The sequence below is a fragment of the Psychrobacillus sp. L4 genome (assembly GCF_042944905.1).
Lineage (GTDB): Bacteria > Bacillota > Bacilli > Bacillales_A > Planococcaceae > Psychrobacillus.
Genome location: NZ_CP168496.1, coordinates 1,239,357 through 1,262,868, shown reverse-complemented (window position 1 = coordinate 1,262,868; position 23,512 = coordinate 1,239,357). Strand labels below are relative to the sequence as shown.

Here is a 23,512-nt window from a genome sequence, read left to right as displayed (position 1 = left end):
TAGGAAAAGGACGGACGATAAAAATAAGATGATTCTTTTATCTTTCGATTACTTCATCCCTTCGTTTTTCGTTTAAAGCGAGCACTTGTTCAATAAATTCATCCCCACGTACTTCAAAGCTTTCGTATTGATCCCAACTTGCACATGCAGGGGAAAGTAAAACGATATCCCCTTCTGTTGATAATTCAACAGCTTCGGCAACAGCTTCTATTAGGTTACTTACTGGAATAACAGAAGGAATGGCTTGTTGTACTCCAAATTCATGCAATCGCTCAGCAGTCGCACCATAGTGAATTAAAGCCTTCACATTATGTAAGTGCGGAATTAGTTCATCGAAAGAGTGACCTCTATCTACACCACCAGCAATCAATATTACCGGTTCGGAAAAACCTTCTAAAGCACTTTTTGTTGCTAGCGCATTCGTTGCTTTTGAATCATTATAAAACTTTCTATTTTTCCACTCCCGAACAAATTGAGTGCGATGTTTTACACCATGAAAAGAAGTAAGTACTTCCATAATATTTTCTAATGAACAATCCAGTAGAAGGGAAACCGCAGTTGCAGCTAATACGTTTTCTAAATTATGTTTTCCACGAAGTTTTATAATAGACCTTTCAAACAGCTTTTCTCCATTCCAATAAACATATAAGTCGTCTGCACTTATGCCATCTTCCGTTTTGTTACTAACATAAAAAGGAACTTTCTGTGCTTTAGTCTTTAAAGCATAATCCTTTACAATTTGCTGTTCACCATTATAAATAAACCAGTCAGCTGCATCTTGCTTCTTCGTAACATTAAATTTCGCGTCTGTATATTCTTGGAAATTGGTATGATAATCTAAATGTGCTTCATATAAATTTGTCAAAACAGCAATTTTAGGTTTAAGCTCTTCCGTCCCCATGAGTTGAAAGGAAGATAATTCCGTTACAATAACATTATCCCCCGTTGCTTTTGTTGCTACGCTACTAGCAACTGTACCAATATTACCAGCTATTAACGGTTGTTTATTTCCCGCTTCTAACATGTCAAATATTAATGTTGTGGTTGTTGTTTTCCCATTTGAACCAGTGATCCCAATCATCGGTGCATCACTAATACGATAAGCTAGCTCGACTTCTGACCAAACAGGAATACCTCTTTTTTTAGCATCTGTAATTACTGGATTCGTATAAGGAATACCAGGGTTCTTAACAATTAGACTAAAACCCTCATCTAAGAGGTTTTCCGGGTGACTCCCACAAATGACCGTCATCCCTTTTGAAAGTAAATATTGCGCGTTCTTATTTTGATCAAAAGGTTTCGAGTCATTCACTGTTACAAATGCACCTAGGTCATGTAAAATCTCTGCTGCAGCTGTACCACTTTTTGCAAGACCTAATACAAGAATTTTCTTATGATAGACAAATGGTAATTGCTTCATTTTATAAAACCTCCAATAATACAACAATCATTGACGCTATAAAACCGATTGCCCAAAATACGGTCACTACTTTTCTTTCAGACCATCCAGATAGCTCGAAATGATGATGGATAGGACTCATTTTAAAAATACGCTTGCCAGTTGTTTTAAAACTAATAACTTGCAAAATAACTGACAACGTTTCCATTACAAAAATGATTCCTACCAAGAGTAATATCAGCTCTTGCTTTACAAGGATTGATACCATAGCCAAAGCACCACCTAGTGCAAGTGACCCTGTATCTCCCATAAAAACCTTTGCAGGGTTTTTATTGAATAAAAGAAATCCTAAAAGCGCACCAGAGACACTAAAAGCAAAGATGGCAATATCCGTTTGTTCATAAGTAAGTGCAATTACTCCAAAAGTAACGAAAGCAACCGAAGCAGTTCCTGATACTAATCCATCTAACCCATCTGACAAATTAACTGCATTGGAGAATCCAACTAGCCAGAATAGAAGAAAAGCTACATAAAATTGACCAAGTGATATTGCTATTTTTGTAAATGGAATTGCAAGCGTTGTATCAAACGGTCCAAGTTTTAATAAAAAATAAGCAATAACGGAAATAATAATTTGACCAATTAATTTTTGTATAGACGTTAAACCTAAATTTCTTTTTAAAACCACTTTAATAAAATCATCTAAAAACCCAATTAGTCCAAATCCTACCAATATAAGGAGCAACACAATTGTTTGTGTCGTTAACTTATCAAAGTAAATTGAAATGGCTAGAGTCGATATTATAATAGATGTCATGAATATAAGCCCACCCATTGTTGGGGTTCCAGCTTTTTTTTGATGAGATTCTGGTCCTTCTTCTCTAATGCTCTGACCAAATTTCATTCTTCTTAAATATGGAATAACAATGGGTGCAAGAATAACTGATAACAAAAAGCTAAAAATAAGTGTAATAATAGTTGTAGATAATGTCATAAAAAATCTCCTTAATTGCAATTAACTATCCTTGAATGAACTATAGTTAATTATTTAGTGTAGACGTGTATTTTCCCGTCAATCGGGATTAAGCTATTTTCTTTTGGCAATTGAGAAAGTATTTCATCTCCATCACCATGCCAAACAATGTGAAATGGATACATGTATTTGGTTATTTCTTTTTTCTTCGTTCCTACTAAGTTTGGCACTCGAACTTGTTGGATATCCCCCCAACGATATTCTTTCTCTAATTGAGTTCCACCACCAGTTACTTCTAGAGAATCTTCAATTATTTGCCCAACTATAGGTGCAGCAATGACTCCCCCAAATTGTAAACTATGTTTTGGGTTATCAACTGCAACATATACGATTAGCTCTGGGTCATCTGCAGGTGCAAAACCAATAAACGATACGATATACTCGCCATCCATATATCTCCCGTTTTGCACTTTTTGGGCGGTTCCTGTTTTCCCACCGATGCGTAACTGATCTCTGTATGCATTTCGACCAGAACCCTCTGCAACTACATGTTCAAGTGCATTTCGAACCTTCGCTGATGTTTCTTCACTAATAACTTGATGCTTTAACTCAGGTTCCGTACTGGACAATATTGCATTTGTTTCACCATCTAATATGTTTTTAACAATGTATGGTTTATATAAATATCCTCCGTTTACTGCTGCTGCAACAGCCTGCACTTGTTGTATTGGCGTTACGGATATTCCTTGGCCAAATGATGTAGTGGCGTGTTCAACCGGACCGTAAGCATCTTTACTAAATAGAATACCCGTTGATTCTCCAGCCATTCCAGAACCTGTAGACTGCCCGAACCCAAATTTTCTTATGTAATCCTGAAGCTTTTCTGGACCAACTCTTCTTCCAAGCTCGATAAAACCTGGATTACATGAATTTTCTACAACCTCTAAAAATGTTTGATCGCCATGACCTTCTCTTTTCCAGCATCGAAGTCGTGTCCCTTCAACTACCGCGTATCCAGGGTCATGAAAATGATTCTCTTCCAAATTGACAACATTTTCCTCAAGTGCAGCACTTAACGTAATGATTTTAAATGTGGATCCAGGCTCAAAAGTCATCCAAACTGGCAAATTACGATTATAAATGGTAGAGTCCACTTCTTGAAACGAGGCTGGATCGAAATTTGGCGAGGAAGATAGCGCAAGTATTTCACCGTTTTTAGGATTCATCACTATTGCAATCGCCTGAGTTGCTTCATACTTTTGCATTGCTTGTGAAAGTTCTCTTTCTACTACCTCTTGAATTTTCAAATCAATTGTTAATTGGACGTGATTTCCTGAAACGCCATTCTTCAAACCATCATCTACATGAGGAAGTGGCAATCCTTTAGCATCGGTGTACATTCGGATTGCGGAGGATTTCCCCTTTAATATGGAATCGTATTGGTATTCAATCCCCGCAAGACCTTGTGTATCATAACCTGTGAACCCTAGCAATCTAGAAAGCATATTTCCGTGTGGATAGTCTCGTACATAATCAACACCAGAATATAACCCTTTAATATTCATATCTTGAATTTCCATTGCAAGTTCAGCAGAAATATTTTTTCCAGCTGGTGCAACTTTTATGATCGAAGCCCTTTTATTAAGTTGATTAAATAACGCTTCTTTGTCCATATTAATAAGTGGTGCAATTTGTTGTGCTACTTTCTCTGGATCATCATTTTGGGATGGCATGTAAAACAATGTCGGAGAAAGCTTATTTCCTACGATTACTTCCCCATTTCTATCCAAAATATTGCCCCGCAGTGAGGCATAAGGCAACTCTCGATCCCAGCTTTCTTTTGCCTTATTCGTCAATTCATCAAATTGAAAAAATTGAAGCTGAACTAATTTCAAAATTACTGCTAAAAATAGCAAAATCGTAATCAACCAAATGACTCGGAGACGCAAAATTTGTTTTACTTTTGAAATTACGTTTTCCCCTTTTACTCGTTTTAGATAGCGTATGAGAAAATGACACTAACTATACTATCACTATTTTAGTCTTGTGGTGGTATTTCCATATTTCCCTCTAATTCAGGTAAAATTTCTGTTTCTTTTGGTGTCGACAATCGAACAACAACTGGGGTAGTATCCGAAACAATAGATCCTGTTGTTAAACTTTGACTAGTAACATAACCTTCTCCGATAACTTCTATTGGAACTTTCGCTAATGATTTGTAAATCAATACATTTCGTTTAGACCATCCTGTAAAATTTGGTAATTGAATTTCGCCTTGGCCTTTTATAAATACCGTTCCACTCGCCAACATAGAAGTTCCTGCAACAGGAAATTGTTCCTTTACCTGTTCCCTCTGCCCAATTATAACAGTTTTTAAACCTTGTGACTCTAGTAAACTCTGACTTTCTATTACATTTTTACCAACAACCTCAGGCATTTTAATTGGGGATGCAAGTTCTAAACTTTTTGGTTTAATATTTAAGTATTTTAAGCTATTTTCTGTCACAGATTTAAAAATGTCAGATGTAGGTTCCGATCCAACTTCCGTACCTTCCAATTGTGGTTTATGAACAGCCACATACACAATTAATTGTGGATCTTCTACAGGTGCCATACCTAAGAAAGAATATAAAAAGAAATTACTTCCCCAATAATATCCACCACCAGGTTTTGCTATTTGCGCAGTCCCTGTTTTACCAGCAGTTGTATATTCATTTAACTTAAATCGTTTAGCTGTACCATGTTCGGACGTCACCGTACTAGCTAGTATTTCTTTTACTTGATCGGCCGTTTTTGCTGAAATTGGAGATTTCTTTTCTACAGGTTTGTGATCCGTTACTACTTCCCCTGTATTTGGATTTACAATTTTATCGATCACATACGGCTGCATCATTTTCCCTTTATTTGCGATAGCAGTCAGACCTTGTACTAATTGAATAGGAGTTACAGTTGTTCCTTGTCCGTATGTAGATGTAACTCGTTCAATAGGATTTGTAGCTAGTATTGTACCGCTTGCTTCATGTGGTAAATCAATACCAGTTTTTTCTCCAAAACCAAATCGATGTAAATATTCTATAAAAGTCTCGTCTCCAATTTTATTGAGTAAGTAGGCCATCGAAACGTTGGAAGAACGTTGAAATCCTTCTAAATAAGTAATGGTTCCCCAACCATACACATTATGATCTCGAATCGTTCTGTCATATAGTGTGTAAGATCCTGATTTATACGTTGCGTTTGGATCCCATACCCCTTGTTCTATAGCAGATGCTAGTGTGAAAATTTTCATCGTTGAACCTGGTTCAATGGTTTGTTCTATTGCTTCATTTAACCAATTTGTCGATAGACCTTCTCTAGTATTTGGTTCAAATGTAGGTCTTTGAGACATCGCAAGAATTTCCCCTGTTTTTGGATTCGCTACGATAGCAGTCATTTTTTCAGGGTGATATTTTTCTTCCGCTTTATTTAGCGCATCCTCCAAAAAGTTTTGGATTGTTTTATCAATAGTTAGATAAATATCGTCACCATTTTGTGGTTTCGTAATCATCTTTTCAGCATTTGGCAATAAAAAACCTTTCTTGTCACCTTTAAATTCTATCTTACCGGCCGTTCCAGTTAATTCTTTGTCATAAATGTATTCAAGCCCCATTTTCCCAACTGCAACCGCTTTCCCATCTTCCATCTCTTCCTTCAATGCAAAGCCAATTAGGTGAGAAGCAAATTGTCCATTTGGATATAATCTTTTCATATCTTGCATAAAAATAATACCCGGAAGATTATATTCTTTTATTTCTGCCATTTTTTTAAAACTAATATCTCTACCAGATTTACCAAATTCCACTTGATACTTTTCATCTTTTATATTTTTATTGAGCAAATTAACAATTTCTTGTTCTGTCATATCGATATACTGCGATAATACTTGTGCCGTTTTTTCTGGATCGATTACATGGCGTGGAACATTACTATTATTAGTAGCTTTAGGACTAATAACCGCAATCATCTTATAACTTAGCGTATCTTCTACAATCACTTCTCCGTTACGATCCAATATTTTCCCTCTACTTGCTTGAAGCACTTGTTCTCTACTATACTTAGACTCTGCTTTTACTGATAATACTTGTCCGTCTGCAGTTCCTGTTACTTGAATAAATAAAAATCGACTGAGTAATAGAAAAAAGAGCCCTCCATATAATAAAAACATTAGAAAGGCTCCCCATTGAAAACGAAATTTTTTATTCATTGTCCTGGTACTACCTTTACGTTTTGCTCATTGATTTTCAAACCGAGCTCTTCCGCCTTTTTCCAAATACGATCATAGGTAGATAATTCGCTTACTTGTATGGACAAGTCTGTATTCTCTTTTGAAGTTATGTCAATTTTCTTTTCCATGAGTTGTATATCCGCACTAGTTGTACGAACTGCTGCCTGTGTTTGAATGATTATTAATGCAAGTATGGTTACTACTGATAATAATCCGAGAAAAAGTATTTTTTCGCCTTTTGTCAATATTCCTTTATTTTGTTTTGCCAACTTCTTTATTTGTGGTTGTTCAGGAGAAGAAGGGCGATTTATGTATGGTTGAGACTGAAGTTTACGCAAAGCCATTTAAACACTTCCCTTTTCATAAATTTTTTCCACAATTCTTAACTTAGCTGAACGAGAACGATTATTTTCTGTTAATTCTTCTTCAGAAGGTAAAATAGGTTTCCTAGTAATAAGCTTTAACATCGGCTCCATACCTGCAGGAATGACCGGCAAGTTTGGTGGTAAATCAGGTAATGAGGAGGCTTCTTTGAAGATGGTTTTTGTTAATCTATCTTCAAGAGAATGGAAGGTAATAACACTAATTCTCCCACCTACTTTAATCACTTTAAGAGCGTCTTCCAATGACTCTTCCGCTGCTCCTAATTCATCATTAACAGCTATTCTAATTGCTTGAAAAATTCGTTTGGCTGGATGTCCACCCGTTCTTCTTGCTGCTGCTGGTATTCCGGCTTTTATTAAATCTACTAATTGAAAGGTTGTTTCAATTGGAGCATTCTCTCTAGCTTGTTCTATTTTTCTGGCAACTTGCTTGGAAAACTTTTCTTCCCCATATCTGAAGAAGATTTTCACTAACTTTTCATATGGCCAGTCATTTATAACATGAAAGGCAGTCAACTCGCTCGTTTGATCCATTCGCATATCGAGAGGAGCATCATAATTGTAACTAAAGCCACGCTCCGGGGTATCTAGTTGAGGTGATGAAACACCTAAGTCATATAAAACTCCGTCAACCTTGTCAATCCCAATCATCTCAAGTTCTTCTTTTAAATAACGAAAGTTTGCGTGTACAAAAATAACTTTATCTAAATATGGCGCAAGTCTTAGTTTTGCATTTTCAATAGCGGTCATGTCTTGGTCAAAACAAATTAACCTACCGTTATCATTCAATTGTTGAACTAAGTATTCGCTATGTCCTGCGCCACCAAGTGTACAGTCTACATAGATACCTTCGGGACGAACGGCTAGTCCATCTACCGTTTCTTTTAATAATACTGTTGTGTGATGAAACAAGCCTTTTTCCTCCTCTTTATATGTCAAAACCAATCATATTTTCAGCAATATCATTAAAGGAGTCCTCAGATTCCTCAAAATAACTTTCCCAAGCATCTTTTGCCCAAATTTCTAGGCGATTAGAAACACCTAGTACAATACAGTCTTTGTCCATTTTTGCATAGCTACGGAGACTACCTGGGATATTAATACGACCTTGTTTATCAATTTCTACTTCTGTCGCACCAGAGAAGAAAAATCGAGTAAATGCTCGAGCATCTTTCTTAGTGACCGGAAGTTCTTTTAATTTTTCTTCGAGTTTTCGCCATTCATTCATAGGATAACCAAATAAGCAATTATCAAGACCGCGGGTTAAAACAAAACAATCTTCTAAGTGCTCACGAAATTTGGAAGGTATGATTAACCTACCTTTCGAATCAACGGTATGTTGATATTCGCCCATGAACATGCTATTCACCCCACTTTATGAGATTAACATACCACATCCCCCCACTTTCCTCCACCCATTTTTTAAAATTAGGTATAATATTTTTTAAAATGCGTAAATAGTACTTGTAGAGAATTCGAAAAAGAAAAAATTGAAAATAAAACAGTGTAAAATCAAGCTATTTTACCCACAAAAAAAGCCCCCTTAAATCGGAGGCTAAAATCTAAATTAACACGGAATAATGTTTTCCATTGAATTCATATGGTATTTCTAAAAGATTTTGAATGAGATTCAATCCTACTTCATTTAAAAGTTGGAGTGGGGTATACGTTCTTTCTTGTAATCCACCATTTGGAGTTAACTCCATCGTCAACCGATCATAACGATGAATAGAAGCATCTAATTTACCAAGGAAAGTATCCTCAATTGCATTTTGGATAAATATTAATTGTTTTTCGTGAAAACCAAGGTTTTTATTTACTAATGGAACTAACTTTAAATCTTCTTTTTCAAGAAGTGTTTCTAATTCTTTGTATTTGGCTGTTAGTTCTTCCTTAATAGTTTCTATTAGCTCGGTTACTTTCTCATTTCTACGCTCATTGATATATTGAAGTTTAGTATTTTCTACTGCACCTTCCCATACATCCTGTACAGTGAATGAGAACTTTTCTAACAAGTTTTGCGTTTTCGAATTCACAATTGTTATGCTCAATCGCGGCATGATAACAGGCATTTTCATATCAAAAAGTTCAAATGCAGTTTTTAATGTTCCCCAGTAAGCAATTTCCCCAGGTCCACCTATAAAACTTAATACAGGAAAAACCATTTCCTGCATAATAGGTCTAGTTACGACATTATTACTTAACTTTTCTGGATAATTTTTAGCAATATTCAACATTTCTTCTTCCGAAAAAGAAATTCCTTTTGATTCATGGACAAATTTATCATCTTTTCTTTCTAATAAAAAACGTTCTCCATTTTCAACATAAAATAAATTAGCTGCATTTTCTTTTGTTTGAATTGGCGTACCAAATCCCGATCCTTCAAACGCCATCTCATTTTCAAAAACTAACTTCGCAAGATGAGAAGAATTCTTCACCATTTGCTGAAAATAATCACTTTCCAATTTTCGAAAAGGTTCATAAGCTGCATCGATTAATAATAAGCCTTCCTCTCGAAAAAGGTCATTCATAAGTGCTGCAAAAAAGTCACTATACGTTAAGTTATTTTCCAAGAGAGATGTTACCTTCTTGAATAATTCTTTCGTATTTAACGTTTCTGGCAAACTTTGAAATATTTCTTCCAAGTAAGCATTTATTAAATCTGTATCAAAAGTCGTTTCTGATGCCATTTTCTTGATTCTTGAAGGTTCAGGATATACAACTTTTTGAAGTTTTCTTCCTCTTTCTATGTAAACATGATTAATTTCGTCAATATCGTGATCTTCTCCCGCTATCCAGAAAACAGGAACCACAGGTACTCCCAGCAATTCTCTTTGTTGTTTGGCTAAAGTAATAACTGAAATTGCTTTATGAATAGAATACAACGGACCAGACAACAATCCCGCTTGTTGTCCTCCAATAACTACGATTCCGTTATTTTCGAGTTCTTCTAAATGTAGTGCACTTTTTGTAGATATTCCAAATTTACTCATATATTTTGTTAATACGTTTACTAACTCACTTCTCTTATGATTACTAAAATCAGTTTCCTGAAATCTAGTGTTTAGGGCCGTTTGATTCCATTCATAATGAAAGAAAGAAGATAAACTACCAACATCTTCCAAATATCTCTTGTAAAATGAGGAAGCGAATGGTTGTGTGTATTGCTCTACTCGCACGATTTTTCCACCTCTAATTATCAAATTCGCCTTGGGGTAGTATCTCCTGCGCAAGCTTGCGAAAGAAAATAATGAACGAAGATTTTGGGCCGAGCTCGCTAGACGACCTCTTGTGCAAAATCTGCGGCATCCGCCAAGGCTTAAATATTTATTCAGCAAGCATCTCTCAGCACTGCTAAAATAGGTTAAATACTTTAAGAGTATATCATTTCAGCATACGGAGGTAAAAATTATTAGCTTATATAATACAATACATATTGGAAAACTCCGATTAACCAAATAAAAGCATACGCTACGCATAATAAAAGAAATAGTAATCTCCAAATTTTTCGAAGGAGAGGTATTACTTCAATTTCCTTTTGCTTTCTCCATTCTAAGTAGGTAAAAATAGTTGCGATTAGCAAAGATGCAACGATTAATAGTAAAAAGATTCTTTTGGAATAAATAATAGAAACAGCATTAGATACGGAGAAAAACAATAAAAAAGTTGTCACATCTGCCGCAAAGCCTAATGACTTTTTTCTTCTATGGAATACATATTTCGATAAGATAAATGTTAAGATAAATAAAATTACCGGAAATAACAAGAGAAATGTAAGTACTTTAATAACGGTGATCACCTACTTTATTCATTTCTTTTAACATTAAGTAAAAAGTATGTAATACCGGCAATGCTTTATCTCTTTTTCTCGCTTCCGCAATTACCGCTCCTACAATCGTATCAATTTCCATTAAACGACCATTTTCAAAGTCTGTAAGCATAGAAGAACGATTATATTCTGTATTATTACAGAGTGAGACTACTTCTGGCCAACTAAGACGCTCCCTCCACTCTTCAAACGTCTCTATTAATTCTTCATATATATTTTTCAGAATTATTTTATAGGATTCATTTTTTATCAACATTCCATTTTCTACCTGCAAAATGGTTGTTAAAGGATTTATTAAACAGTTTAATAGCGCTTTTTTAAAAAGGGTTTCTTCAATATGAGAGGTGAACTTAATAGGAAATTCATTAGTAGAACATCGTAATAATGCATCCTGCTTGTCCCAGTCACCTCTATGAACCCCAATAGTTGTAATACCTATACCGAGATGACGGACTGTATAATTATTTACTTTCGTAGCACCATGTAAAATAGAACCAATTGCAATAGTGGACTGCTTTAACCGATTAACAAAAGGTACATGTAGTAAACCATTTTGTACAAATAAAAGTGGTAAATGTTTTGGTAGTAAATCTAAATCCTTTTTTAAACCTTCTAGATGATGATATTTTACTGCAATAACGATCAAATCCATCGAAAACAAAGCTTCGATTTCGCTTACTTGTTTACAGGTGATAGGCTCAGGAACGTTTGGTATTTTTTCTATGTATAAATTTGCCGTTTTCTTGTTTTCTCTCACATAAAATAGGATGTCATGTTTTTCCTCTGCTAAATAAGCACCAAACAGCATACCTATTGCTCCTGCTCCGATAATACCAATTTTCAAGTACTCCACCTCTACTTTCTTATAAGTAAAATGCATGTGGCCTTTAAGTGTATCTTGTCTTTACTATTTCCCGAGTACTTTGGACGAAACATCTACTACACTTTTACCGTTAGAGTTATTAGATCGTGAAATGACTGCATCACCCCTAGCAGCAAATTTCATATACTTTCTTACCTTGTCAAAAAAGGCCTACCATAATGGTAGACCTTATATTATCAAATTACTAGAAAATTTAACCTTATTCCTACTTACTGAATAAAGTTATAATTGTTATACAGGAAGCACTGGATGTTTTCGAGGTGCTATCAAAATTTCTTTATTTTCGTAGTATCTAAAACGATTTGCAAGCTCGTTGCGTAAATCACTTGGTGCAACAATCTCATCAATAATCATATCAGAAGCTAATTTATAAATATCAATTTCTTCTTTATATTCAGCATGCTTTTCTTGCACAAACTTTAATCGTTCTTTTGGATCTTCAATTGCTTCAATTTTATTGGAGTAAACAGCGTTAACAGCTGCTTCTGGGCCCATAACAGCAATTTGTGCGGTAGGAAGCGCAATACACACATCCGGCTCAAATGCTGGGCCTGCCATCGCATATAAACCCGCCCCATATGCTTTACGAACTATTACCGAGATTTTTGGAACAGTTGCAGAACTCATTGCTGCAATTAGTTTCGCACCATGGCGAATAATTCCCGCACGTTCTACCTTTGTTCCAATCATAAATCCAGGGACATCCGCTAAAAATAATAAAGGAATGGAAAATGCATCACAAAGAGAAATAAATTTCGCCGATTTATCTGCAGAATCTACAAAAAGTACTCCACCTTTAGCTTTAGGCTGGTTTGCAATAATTCCAACTGCTTGCCCTTCTATACGAGCAAAACCTGTAATTAACTCCGGCGCGAACAATTTTTTTACATCAAAAAATGAACCATCGTCAATTAACGCGTCGATTGCTTCATACATATCAAATGGAGCATTTTGGTTTTCAGGAATAATTTCCTCTAGCGTTCTTCCTTCTTTTGCTTTTAAAGGTTCTACTTTTTTAGGCTTTTCCGTATAGTTTGCTGGGAAAAAACTTAAATATCTTTTCGCTTCCGAAATAGCTTCTTCCTCAGAAGTTACAAGTACATCCCCGCATCCACTAACCGTACAGTGCATACGAGCTCCACCCATTTCTTCCAAGGTTACTTTTTCACCAATTACTTTTTCAGCCATACGTGGTGAGCCTAAATACATAGAGGCATTTCCTTCAACCATAATCACTAAATCACAAAACGCTGGTATGTAAGCCCCGCCCGCTGCAGATGGACCAAATAATAAACAAATTTGCGGGATGAAACCAGATATTCTTACTTGATTGTGAAATATTTTTCCTGCTCCTCTGCGATTAGGAAACATATCTAATTGATCCGTTATGCGAGCTCCTGCTGAGTCTACTAAATACAACATTGGCACTCTATTCTTTTCTGCTATTTCTTGAATACGAATAATTTTCTCAACCGTTCGTGATCCCCATGAACCAGCCTTCACTGTTGAATCATTCGCCATTACACAAACAGTTTGCCCATTCACTTTTCCAGTAGCAGTGACAACACCATCTGCTGGTAAATCACCAGCTTCCACATTTGCAAAGCGACCATCTTCTATATATTCCCCATTGTCGAAAAGTAAAGCTAAACGATCGCGAACAAATAATTTCTTTTGTTCCTTCATTTTTTCATGATATTTTGAATGACCACCCGCAAAAATGGATGTAAGCTTTTCATCTAGTCGTTCATTATACGCTTTATTTTCTCCCACATCGAAACCCCCCTTATTTAAAGCACTCAAAATTTAATTATTCAAACGTTACTAGAACGTCTCCTTCGTTCACAAAATCTCCTTCTTTTGCAAGAATCGTAGCTATCTTACCAGCCACGTCTGCTTCTATAGGAATCTCCATTTTCATTGATTCTAACACCATTACTATTTGACCAGCGGAAACCTCTTCCCCCACTGCTACATTTACTGTAAATACTGTACCCGCCATTGTTGATTCTAAATTTTTCATTTTGAAACTTCCTCCCTTTGTTGTTGCATCCATTCCCCTAAAACGGACGTTGAATAAATGCCACTCTTAAAACTTTCTGCATCTAAAAATTGGTGAAACAAGTCAATATTTGTTTTCACACCTTCTATTTTAGCAGAAGCGAATACTTTTTGCGCTTTCTCTATTGCCATATTTCTATTTTCTGCATGAATAATTACTTTTGAAATCATCGGATCATAAAAAGGAGTTACTTTGTTTCCTTCTTCATATCCTGCTTCTACTCGAATACCCACTTCATCTCCCCAATATTGGTGAGTGATTGTTCCGGGTGAAGGAAAGAATGTCTTTGGGTCCTCTGCATATATTCTAAATTCAAAAGCATGTCCATTGGATGAAATAGATTCCTGATCTGTTACAGGCAACTTTTCTCCTGCCGCTACTTTTAACTGCCATTCTACTAAGTCGAATCCTGTAACCGCTTCTGTTACTGGATGTTCCACTTGGAGTCTCGTATTCATTTCTAGAAAATAAAATTGATGATTTTGATCCACAATAAATTCTACTGTACCCGCATTAACATAATCTACTGCTTTTGCAGCTTTAACTGCCGCTTCAAACAATTTTATACGAGCTTCTTGTGGAAAGTTTGGTGATGGCGATTCTTCCAGTACTTTTTGATTTCTTCGTTGAACTGAGCAATTACGTTCGAATAGATGCACAACATTTCCATCATTATCTCCAAAAATCTGCACTTCAATATGACGGGATGAATCAATAAATTTTTCTAAAAATACGGCATCATTTCCGAAGTAAGATTTCGCTCGTGTTTTAATCGATTCAAAGTTTTTTTCTAAAGTTTCCTCATCGTCACAACGAATCATCCCAATTCCACCACCACCAGCACTTGCTTTCAACATAATAGGATAACCAATATTAGATGCAACCTCTTTTGCATTATCCATAGATGTTAGACCTTCTTCCGTTCCAGGAACGACAGGTACCTCTGCTTCTATCATCGTTAATCGAGATGCAATCTTATCTCCCATTTTTTCAATTGTTTCTGGTTTTGGTCCTATAAATGTGATTCCTGCCGCTTCCGCTTTTCGAGCAAAATCTGCATTTTCTGAGAGAAATCCATATCCCGGATGAATTGCATCGACTTTCTCTTTTATTGCAAGCTCAATAATATCATCTACTTTTAAATACGATTGTAACACCGGATTAGGACCTATTAAAAAAGCAAAGTCTGCTTCTTTCACATATGGTAATTCCGCGTCAGCTTCCGAGTATATGGCTACGGTTTCAATGTTCATCTTTTTACACGTCTTAATAATACGTCTAGCAATTTCTCCCCTGTTTGCGATTAATACTTTTTTCAATATCCTTACCCCCTAAGTAAAAAAACGTGTTGCCCATCCCTATTAGTCTATACGAATGTTGAAAGCGATTTCAACTAAATATAAAATTTTTTTGTTCAAAAAAAAGCCTCTACTATTAGAGACTTAATTTAAACCTTATTCTATATGTGTTATTCCTTGTTTTACCCAATTTACTAATTGTTCATAATCTCTTTTTAATAAATTGTACGCGTTAGCAATTTCATCATATGACTGTCTCATTTCATCATAACTTTCCATAGCCAACTGTAGATGATTTTGTAAAGTAGAAGAGTCAGGAACTTCTTTCGCAACTGTAGGTTTTATAGAAGTTTTTCTTTGTAAGACAATTGGTCGTAGGTTTTTGTTCCACCTAAAAGCACAAGCTTGTTTGGAGCGACCTAACAAAATGCTTGCTTCTTCAAATCCAGAAATTTGCGTATGACCCTGCTCTATTTTCTTTAAAACTAACTCTTTTAATAGATTGTCTTCTTCCACGGACCAGCTATCTTTTCTAATTTTAACATTCATGTTTATCACCCTTTGCTTTTTTACTAATATATGCAAAGTGGGTACAAATAGACTCTAGATTTTATTTCTTTTTCTCTAAAAATAAATCAACTGCCTCGTGATGAATTTCTTGTTCCCAAAGAACTGCACAAGTTGCTACTTCTTCCATCACACGTTCATATAATTTTGTTTGCACCCATTTTCTAATCGCTTGGGTTTTATAGGCTTGTAAAACAGAGGAATGGGGAACAATCATTTTACGAGTAAACTTATTTAATGCAACTAGTTTATCTCCCTCAAAAAGTTCCGTGGCCCAACCAATCGATAATAGTTGCTCCGCAGAATAGGGCTCAGCTTCTGTAAGCATTCGAAGAGCATGATCATGCCTCATTCCCTTTTCAAACAAATATGTTCCTCCACCCCACCCTGAAGTAATCGCTAATTTCCCTTGAATAAATCCGCATTTCGCTTCTTTTTTTACTAGACGATAATCACATAATGTAGCTATTTCACACCCTCCACCAACAGCAGTACCGTTAATAAGCGCCATCGTCGGAATCGATAATGTAGCTACTTCATAGAGAATTTTAGCTATTTCACTTAACATACCAAACGATTCTTTTTCCGTTTTCAATTGATGAAAGACAGTTAAATCTCCTCCAGAGCAAAATGACTTGTCTCCTGCTCCTGTAATTACCGCAAGTTTAATTGTTTTATTTGTTTTTACGCTATGTATGAATTGCTTAAATCCTTCTATTACTTCTTTATTAATGGCATTGTGAATGGTAGGTCTATTTATTTCAAAAATAAGTATTTCGCCTTTTATTTCGATTGAATAAGTCACCGCAGGCACATCCTCTTTTAAATATATAGAGAAAAAGACTACCGAAGAGCCATGGTCTCTTTGGTAGCCTTTTAAGGAACAAATACTGAATTATTTGCTCACTACTTCTTTCCCTTTGTATTGACCGCATGATTTACAAATTCGGTGAGCCAATTTCATTTCACCACAATTTGGACAAGCAACCATACCAGGTACGGATAATTTAAAATGTGTACGACGTTTTCTTTTTACAGTTTTAGAAGTTCTTCTAGCTGGTACTGCCATTGTTGGCACCTCCTTACAGATCTATTATTCGTCTGTTTGATCAAAATACTTAGCTAATTGAGCTAGTCTTGGATCCAATTTTGGTTGATCATTTTCTTGCAAATCATTTAGATCATCATCTGTTGTATATGACCAGCCGTTTCCACCTTCGTGTTTAAATTGGTCTGCACCTTCTTTATACACTTGCAAAGGAATTTCTAGTAGGATTAACTCTTCTAGAACTGGATCTACTTGAATGACATCACCTTCTACTATATGGAAGTTATCATAGTCGAAAGCAGATGCATTTTCAGACCAGCTGAAAATTTCATCAGATTGAATTTCAAATGGGTATTCTACATCTTCCCAGGTGCGAGCACAAGGTAAAATGAGCGTCCCTGAAAGCTGAAAATGACAAGTCATTTGCGCTGCACCAAACGTGCAGTGCCCTTCTACATGAACGGGTGAAATACTTCGAACGTCTGGGTTCCGTTCCTTCACATTTTGGAGAGTCACGAATTCATCTAACGTCATCCCGTTATCACGATATTTAGCTAATTGATGAATTGCCCATTTCATACGATTATCACCTCAAGACAACAAAATTTATTATATAATGACAGGTTTTAGATGTCAAGATAATTTCTTGTCACTACATTATTTTAACATTATAATTGGATTAAGGAAAGGATTTGATCGATGATGAAAGCTACAGGAATTGTTGTGGAATACAACCCTTTTCATAACGGCCATTTACATCACTTAAATCAATCACGTATAAAGACAAACAGCGACATAATTATCGCAGTAATGTCTGGAAATTTTTTGCAACGCGGAGAACCCGCACTTGTTGATAAATGGACGCGTGCAAAAATGGCTCTTTCTGCTGGGGTGGACTTAGTAATTGAATTACCTTATGCATTTGCAACAGCACAGGCAAGTGATTTTGCAAAAGGTGCCATCTTTTTATTGGATGCGTTGAAATGTGAAGCTTTTTGTTTTGGTAGCGAAGAGGGCTCTTTAGAAGCTTTTCATCATACTTATCACTTATTATCTACCAAAAAGGAAGAATATAATACAGCGATTTCAAATTTCATGAAGCAAGGCATTAGCTATCCAAAAGCATTGAACGAAGCGTATAAAGTTGTCTCAGAAGATTCCTCCTTACCTTTAGTCGATTTGTCAAAGCCAAATAATATTTTAGGCTATCATTATATTGAGGCAGCGTATCGGTTACATGCATCCATAAGGTCCGAAACAATCCACCGAGTTGTTGCAAACTATCATGATGAAGCGAAACCTTCCGAAACCATAGCAAGCGCTACAGGAATACGAAAAGTATTATTTGGTGAACTGGATCTCTCTGCCATTCAAAATTTTTTACCAGGTACAAGCTTAGATGAATTAAGTAGGTGGAAATCTACTTTCCAATCTTTCGGAAGTTGGGAAAGATTTTGGCCGATTCTCCGTTTGATTATTTTACGTCATTCAAAAGAGCGATTAGCTACTTTCGCAGAAGTGACGGAAGGAATGGAAAACGCCATTTGGAATGCCGCTATTAAGAACGAGACATTCCAGGCGTTTATGGAGCAAATAAAATCTAAGCGCTTTACCTGGACTAGGATTCAACGAATGATGACGCATATTTACAATGATTTTACTTGGGGACAATTAAAGTCATTCGATTTACCAACTTATATACGTCCATTAGCGATGAGTAAAAATGGACAGGCTTACTTGCAATCCATCAAAAAAGATTTGCCACTACCTCTTGTAAGTAGAGTAGCTGCATATAAAGACAACGACATGCTTGCGCTTGATGTAAAAACCGCGAACTTATATTATTTAGGATTACAATCTGCTTATGCACAAAAAATGATTGGAAGTGATTATAGAATCACCCCAATCATTCATTAACTATTTCTTTGGTTCTAATTTTTCTAAATAGACAAGGGCATCATCCACTGTTTTAACAGGCACAATTTTCATTTTTGTGCCTATTTTTTTTGCAGATTTTAACGCTTCCTCATAGTTAGATGTCAGACCTGGATTATTTGCTAAAATGGCAGGATCAATTTCATCATCTGGTGCAAACATAATTTCAATTCCTTTGCGATCTGCTGCAATTACTTTTAAATCGATACCTCCGATTCGTCCAATTGTTCCATCTGGTTTCATTTCTCCAGTTCCAGCAATATTATATCCTTTTGAAATATCTTCTGGTAAGAGCTGATTCAAAATTTCTAGGGTAAACATAAGACCTGCAGAAGGCCCTCCAATATCCTCTGAATTCATATGAACAGCTGGAGTAGTTTCCACTTTTTTATCTTCCGTATACGAAACCCCTATACCTGGTTTATCAAGAATGCCAGGTACTGTTTTTAGTGTTACTTCTTTTTTTAGCGTTTCTTTGTTTCTTTCAACTGTCAATTGGATTACATCGCCTTCTCCTTTCCCGCTTAAATAAGTTTTTAGTTTTTCCTCGGTTAGATCAGATAAATTATCCAAACCAATTATTTTATCGCCGGGTTCTAAAATACCATCTGCTGCACTATTCTTTAAAACATTAAAAATAAATATCCCATTATTTATGATGTGATAAGGCTTATTTGCACGATTAAATGCTACAGATATAGCATTAAATTGAGAATCAGACATAAGCTTTAATTGACGAATATTATATTCTTTTTCATCTTCATCAGGATTACGAATTTGCTCTGCTTTATAAATTTTCCGATTGTCAGCTATTTTTGCATACAGATAAGTTAATGGTGTCGCTTTTGCTAAGGAGATTGTTAGAAGACTCATCATTCCTTTGTCATTTTCATCTCCACCTTCTACTTGAACAAATGGTGATAGTTCATAGGCTCCTCCTGGTTTGGATATATAAGAATCCATTGGATAAAAGGCTAGGGATGCAACTATCGCTAAAATTAATAGAAAAATTATCGGTTTTTTATTGAACATAATTTATTTATCCCTTCCTTTCGTTTTTTAATACTAATAAGTTTATCACTTCCATTTTTTTCTGACAAAATAAATATTAAATAAAATGTTAACCTCCCATTTTTCAAAAAAATATTGTGACGAACTTGGCCAGGAGGAGCAACAATTTTCTTCAAACGGATGATGGCTAGATGCAAGACAATAACTGAATAGGAAAGCAGAATTTTCTAATCAGCACAAAAGGATGAATTCAATTGCACAAAATAATAACGCTTAGTAGTTGGGTCCTTATTACTCTTCTGTTTTTGCAACCTGGTGTTGCGCATAAAGGAGCAATTGAAGGAATGCGGATATTCACGACAGCTTTACTCCCTTATTTACTTCCATACCTGGTGATCACGCAGATGTTTATACGATCTCAAAACACTTTTTTAAAAACTCAAAATAAGTTCAAACTATATATTAATATTTTCCTTTTGAGTGCTATAGGAGGGTTTCCGAGCGGGGCAGCCATCATTTCCTCACTTAAGGAAATGGGGACTTTAAATAATCGCAATGCGAGTTGGTTATTGGCAATTTGCCACGCACCAAGCCCAATGTTTGTTATTGGATTCGTAGGTATTAATATTTTTCAGGCAGAGATTTCGGGTTTGAAATTGTTAATCATTATTCATGTAGTAAATTTTTTATTCTTATTAGTATTCATCATATTATCTCCCACTATTCAAATGAATGTTGAGACAACTAAACTATCAGCCTCACCATTTCAAGAAAGCATTAAAGAAACCTCGCAAATATTGTTGCTCATTGGGACGACTGTGGTATTCTTTACCACCGTGAGTATCATTGTATTTGAATCGATAAAGGAGATACTTCCTTCCATCTCACCACTTTTGTTAGTATTTGTTGCTTCATTCTTTGAAATGACTGGAGGAATTAGTCTCGCAGGAGAAATATTATCCGGGAAAGCTATGCTTCCTGTAATTGTTGCACTAATCATTGCGTTTAGTGGGATAAGTATCCATATGCAAATAATCGTTTTAGCACAAAAAGCAGGTATTTCTATTCGGAAATATTTACTTTTCCGCATACTACACGTAATCCTGATCCCAACAATCTTCTATTTCGTAGCATGAATATCACTTAATGTTACGGGAACGTTACGGGTGCCAGGCACCCGTAACGTTCCCGTAACATTCGTGTAGTGAAAATATTTAGAGGAGCTAAATAAGGAAAAAAAAACCTTGCAAAGATTGCAAGGTTAGTTAGTGTCATATTTGATTTTAAGCGCAGCTTCGACTTGAGGTGGTACAAGTTCTCCAATGTATCCGCCATATTTTGCAACTTCTTTTACTATACTAGAACTTAAAAACGAATATTGGTTTTTAGTCATGATAAAGAAAGTTTCGATTTCATCATTCAACACCCGGTTCATCGAAGTAATTTGCATTTCATATTCAAAGTCGGATACTGCTCGCAATCCTCTAATGATAGCGCTCGCATTTACGTTTTCTGCATAGTCCATTAATAATCCTGAAAATGTCTCTACTCTAACATTTGGAAGATGTGCAGTTGCATCTTCAATAAGTTTTACTCGTTCTTCAACGGAGAATAAAGGATTTTTAGAGGAGTTATTTAACACCACAACATTTACTTGTTCAAAAATCGATGCTCCTCGTGTAATAATGTCTAAATGTCCATTTGTAATCGGATCAAAACTCCCTGGTACGACTGCAATTTTAACCAATTTAATTCACCTCTTCTATACGTTTACGATAAATTGAAATAATAGTACTTCCATAAATTTCTCGTTTAACAAGCGTAAAAGTTCCTAAATCAGTTTCTAAGTCAACCGTTTTATCATGCTCGCAAACAATAATCCCCGTATCATTCATACATCCAGTTTCTACAATTTTTTTAGCTAAATCGTAAAATAATATTTTGTTATAAGGAGGATCTACGAATAACAAATCAATGGAAAGCTCCCTTTTTTCAAATGCTTTTATAGCTCTAGAAGCATCGATTTTGTATAGTTCACTCGATTCTTCCAATCGGCACTTCTTTAAATTTTCTATAATCGTTTGCAGCGCTTTTTGGTCTTTTTCAATAAAAACGCAAGTATCGATTCCTCGACTCATCGCTTCAATCCCTAAACTCCCACTTCCGGCAAATAAATCGACAGCAATACCTCCATCGAAATATGGACCAATCATATTAAAAATAGATTCTTTTACTTTATCTGTTGTGGGTCTCGTATTTGTTCCTGGTACTGCTTTTAAAGGTAACCCTTTTCTTGATCCTGATATTACTCTCATCTAGTTTCTCCTAGCTATCAAATTTGCCTTGGCGTATGTACGTCCAGAATTTACTTTAAATTATTTCGTTCATCTCACCACATATAAGTGATGCTGAACTAAGTTAAAATAGCGCAGATTGTGTAATCGTAATTCGTTTATCCTGCTTACTAATGTCAACTAAAAACAATCGAATCATCCACGCTTCTTCAATATAATAAACCGACCCTATTTTTTCAAATGGTTCTGACATTGCATCAAATCTTTTTTCGTTTAATACATAAAAAGGTTCATGAATTGGAAATCGAAAAGCTCTTGAGGTATTTTGAACGAAAAGTCCTTTATTTGTATCTTTTAGTGTGTAACCTAATACTGCAAGTAGTGGCTCAGCAGCATAAAGTACCTTACCATCTTTGAACAATACTTTCATATTCTCTTGTTGTAATTCATTTATATAAACCGTTCGAGAGTCTTCAAATAATAATGGGAAATTTTCCGAACTAAACTGCATATTAAAAGTAAAATAGGAAGTCTTTAGACCAATAGTATTAGACAATAATTTGTCTAGTTTTTCCGCATTCAATCTTTTATTGCTTTGTAGTTTGGATTTCCAGTCAGCAAGTTGATCTGTTGTAAAATAATTATTCAATGTTTCATACATCCAATTAGCCTTCTCTGATCCAATTGGGCGGTTCATTAAATAACTACTAATAACTTCTGCCAATAATAAATTAGAAGAATCTATTCCATATTTTAACTGAACATTCTTTACAACTAACTCTTGTTGTAAAGAAGCAATGTCTTCGCTATCAATAAAGGAAATTCGAGATGCATTCATATGATTAGTATTTTTCTCAAAAAGAACGGATACATGTTCACTATTTGGTAAACGCAATTCTTTTAGCTGATTCATAAGTTCTTTAGATATTTTTTTCTCTGAATAAAGAGTGACATAATCATCTTCAAATACGATAGGCAGCACCTTTTTTTGCCAATATAAATCGGTAATATTTCCAGATCCGTAGGAGAGGGAGTAATCAATTAAATCTAATGATTCAATTCCAATAATGGGCAAGCCACTAACCCACATTCCGCCTCTTTTTAACTCATCCGTAACATGAAGTGTTGTGTAAGATACCTGTCCTTTTTCAAGTTTGACAAGGAAGTCAGACAAAGTTTTTTTATCTTGAAATCCGTCTACTAAAGGAATTTCATAAGAAATACTTTGCTTAGAGGATTCCCCCTCTTTAAAAGTAGTCAAATCTTCTGATAAACGTTTACAGCTCTCGCTTATACTTAAATCACAACTTCTATTTTCACTTGAAATTGGCCATAAAATGGTCGTTTGTTCGTTTGGAAGATTATTAAAATGTTGTTTTACAATGATTTTATTTTCTTTCATTTTCATTTCAATCTCTTGTTCGTAATAAAAAGATGTTCCATTCTCTTCCAAGCTCGAGGAATAAACGTGATATTGAAATAGTAAAAGAACACTATTCGTAACAACGAGTAACATGGATAAAAAACTAATAACAAATTTCATAGAATTGTCCTCCAACAAAGTGGTAA

Annotated in this window: 23 protein-coding genes; 2 read left to right on the top strand and 21 right to left on the bottom strand. The window is 35.4% G+C overall.

The window, feature by feature from the left end; translation table 11 throughout:
• Positions 1 to 37: 37 nt before the first annotated feature.
• From murD to ACEPXG_RS05770, 17 genes are all read right to left on the bottom strand, one after another.
• Positions 38 to 1,420 (bottom strand): UDP-N-acetylmuramoyl-L-alanine--D-glutamate ligase, encoded by a 1,383-nt coding sequence (gene murD, locus ACEPXG_RS05850; protein WP_391208396.1) that lies wholly within the window; start codon positions 1,418 to 1,420, stop codon positions 38 to 40.
• 1 nt (position 1,421) lies between these two features.
• Positions 1,422 to 2,393 (bottom strand): phospho-N-acetylmuramoyl-pentapeptide-transferase, encoded by a 972-nt coding sequence (gene mraY / locus ACEPXG_RS05845; RefSeq protein ID WP_391208394.1) that lies wholly within the window; start codon positions 2,391 to 2,393, stop codon positions 1,422 to 1,424.
• Between the two features lie 50 nt (positions 2,394 to 2,443).
• A complete protein-coding gene (locus ACEPXG_RS05840; RefSeq protein WP_391209794.1) occupies positions 2,444 to 4,342 on the bottom strand; it encodes a stage V sporulation protein D in 1,899 nt (632 codons plus the stop codon).
• A 68-nt stretch (positions 4,343 to 4,410) separates the two neighbouring features.
• On the bottom strand, positions 4,411 to 6,573 hold the full coding sequence (locus ACEPXG_RS05835; RefSeq protein ID WP_391208392.1) for a penicillin-binding transpeptidase domain-containing protein: 2,163 nt from the start codon (positions 6,571 to 6,573) through the stop codon (positions 4,411 to 4,413).
• A 35-nt stretch (positions 6,574 to 6,608) separates the two neighbouring features.
• A complete protein-coding gene (gene ftsL, locus ACEPXG_RS05830) occupies positions 6,609 to 6,977 on the bottom strand; it encodes a cell division protein FtsL (RefSeq protein WP_391208390.1) in 369 nt (122 codons plus the stop codon).
• Complete coding sequence (gene rsmH, locus ACEPXG_RS05825) at positions 6,978 to 7,928, bottom strand: 16S rRNA (cytosine(1402)-N(4))-methyltransferase RsmH (RefSeq protein ID WP_391208388.1); 951 nt, start codon at positions 7,926 to 7,928, stop codon at positions 6,978 to 6,980. It abuts the gene before it with no gap.
• 16 nt (positions 7,929 to 7,944) lie between these two features.
• A complete protein-coding gene (mraZ, locus tag ACEPXG_RS05820) occupies positions 7,945 to 8,376 on the bottom strand; it encodes a division/cell wall cluster transcriptional repressor MraZ (protein ID WP_391208386.1) in 432 nt (143 codons plus the stop codon).
• Positions 8,377 to 8,578: 202 nt separating this feature from the next.
• On the bottom strand, positions 8,579 to 10,195 hold the full coding sequence (bshC, locus tag ACEPXG_RS05815; protein WP_391208385.1) for a bacillithiol biosynthesis cysteine-adding enzyme BshC: 1,617 nt from the start codon (positions 10,193 to 10,195) through the stop codon (positions 8,579 to 8,581).
• Positions 10,196 to 10,428: 233 nt separating this feature from the next.
• On the bottom strand, positions 10,429 to 10,815 hold the full coding sequence (locus ACEPXG_RS05810) for a DUF3397 domain-containing protein (protein WP_391208383.1): 387 nt from the start codon (positions 10,813 to 10,815) through the stop codon (positions 10,429 to 10,431).
• Positions 10,799 to 11,689, bottom strand: a complete 891-nt coding sequence (locus ACEPXG_RS05805) for a ketopantoate reductase family protein (protein ID WP_391208381.1) — start codon at positions 11,687 to 11,689, stop codon at positions 10,799 to 10,801. Before ACEPXG_RS05805 ends, ACEPXG_RS05810 begins: the two co-directional genes overlap by 17 nt.
• Positions 11,690 to 11,959: 270 nt before the next feature.
• Positions 11,960 to 13,501, bottom strand: a complete 1,542-nt coding sequence (locus ACEPXG_RS05800) for an acyl-CoA carboxylase subunit beta (RefSeq protein WP_391208379.1) — start codon at positions 13,499 to 13,501, stop codon at positions 11,960 to 11,962.
• A gap of 37 nt (positions 13,502 to 13,538) precedes the next feature.
• Positions 13,539 to 13,751, bottom strand: a complete 213-nt coding sequence (locus tag ACEPXG_RS05795; protein WP_391208377.1) for an acetyl-CoA carboxylase biotin carboxyl carrier protein subunit — start codon at positions 13,749 to 13,751, stop codon at positions 13,539 to 13,541.
• Positions 13,748 to 15,109, bottom strand: coding sequence for an acetyl/propionyl/methylcrotonyl-CoA carboxylase subunit alpha (locus ACEPXG_RS05790; protein WP_391208376.1), 1,362 nt, complete (start codon positions 15,107 to 15,109; stop codon positions 13,748 to 13,750). Before ACEPXG_RS05790 ends, ACEPXG_RS05795 begins: the two co-directional genes overlap by 4 nt.
• A 135-nt stretch (positions 15,110 to 15,244) precedes the next feature.
• Positions 15,245 to 15,637: a transcriptional regulator gene (locus tag ACEPXG_RS05785; protein WP_391208374.1), complete on the bottom strand. Its 393-nt coding sequence runs from the start codon at positions 15,635 to 15,637 to the stop codon at positions 15,245 to 15,247.
• Positions 15,638 to 15,698: 61 nt separating this feature from the next.
• Complete coding sequence (locus tag ACEPXG_RS05780) at positions 15,699 to 16,460, bottom strand: enoyl-CoA hydratase/isomerase family protein (RefSeq protein ID WP_391208372.1); 762 nt, start codon at positions 16,458 to 16,460, stop codon at positions 15,699 to 15,701.
• Positions 16,461 to 16,550: 90 nt separating this feature from the next.
• The gene (gene rpmF, locus ACEPXG_RS05775; RefSeq protein ID WP_053590111.1) at positions 16,551 to 16,724 is read right to left on the bottom strand and encodes a 50S ribosomal protein L32; all 174 of its coding nucleotides are present in this window, start codon (positions 16,722 to 16,724) and stop codon (positions 16,551 to 16,553) included.
• A gap of 24 nt (positions 16,725 to 16,748) precedes the next feature.
• Positions 16,749 to 17,282: a YceD family protein gene (locus ACEPXG_RS05770; RefSeq protein WP_391208370.1), complete on the bottom strand. Its 534-nt coding sequence runs from the start codon at positions 17,280 to 17,282 to the stop codon at positions 16,749 to 16,751.
• 123 nt (positions 17,283 to 17,405) lie between these two features.
• Here ACEPXG_RS05770 and ACEPXG_RS05765 point away from each other — a divergent pair, with 123 nt between their 5' ends.
• Positions 17,406 to 18,620, top strand: a complete 1,215-nt coding sequence (locus ACEPXG_RS05765) for a nucleotidyltransferase (protein WP_391209792.1) — start codon at positions 17,406 to 17,408, stop codon at positions 18,618 to 18,620.
• Here ACEPXG_RS05765 and ACEPXG_RS05760 read toward each other — a convergent pair whose 3' ends face one another.
• Complete coding sequence (locus ACEPXG_RS05760) at positions 18,621 to 19,670, bottom strand: SepM family pheromone-processing serine protease (RefSeq protein WP_391208368.1); 1,050 nt, start codon at positions 19,668 to 19,670, stop codon at positions 18,621 to 18,623.
• Between the two features lie 233 nt (positions 19,671 to 19,903).
• On the opposite strand from ACEPXG_RS05760, the gene ACEPXG_RS05755 reads away from it, so the two are divergent.
• Complete coding sequence (locus tag ACEPXG_RS05755; RefSeq protein WP_391208366.1) at positions 19,904 to 20,785, top strand: hypothetical protein; 882 nt, start codon at positions 19,904 to 19,906, stop codon at positions 20,783 to 20,785.
• Positions 20,786 to 20,910: 125 nt separating this feature from the next.
• On the opposite strand, the gene coaD is transcribed toward ACEPXG_RS05755, so the two are convergent.
• The 3 genes from coaD to ACEPXG_RS05740 all read right to left on the bottom strand — a co-directional run bounded on the left by coaD (position 20,911) and on the right by ACEPXG_RS05740 (position 23,486).
• Positions 20,911 to 21,396 (bottom strand): pantetheine-phosphate adenylyltransferase, encoded by a 486-nt coding sequence (gene coaD / locus ACEPXG_RS05750; RefSeq protein WP_391208364.1) that lies wholly within the window; start codon positions 21,394 to 21,396, stop codon positions 20,911 to 20,913.
• Between the two features lies 1 nt (position 21,397).
• Positions 21,398 to 21,964 (bottom strand): 16S rRNA (guanine(966)-N(2))-methyltransferase RsmD, encoded by a 567-nt coding sequence (gene rsmD / locus ACEPXG_RS05745; protein ID WP_391208362.1) that lies wholly within the window; start codon positions 21,962 to 21,964, stop codon positions 21,398 to 21,400.
• A gap of 103 nt (positions 21,965 to 22,067) precedes the next feature.
• Positions 22,068 to 23,486 (bottom strand): hypothetical protein, encoded by a 1,419-nt coding sequence (locus ACEPXG_RS05740; protein WP_391208360.1) that lies wholly within the window; start codon positions 23,484 to 23,486, stop codon positions 22,068 to 22,070.
• Positions 23,487 to 23,512 lie beyond the last annotated feature (26 nt).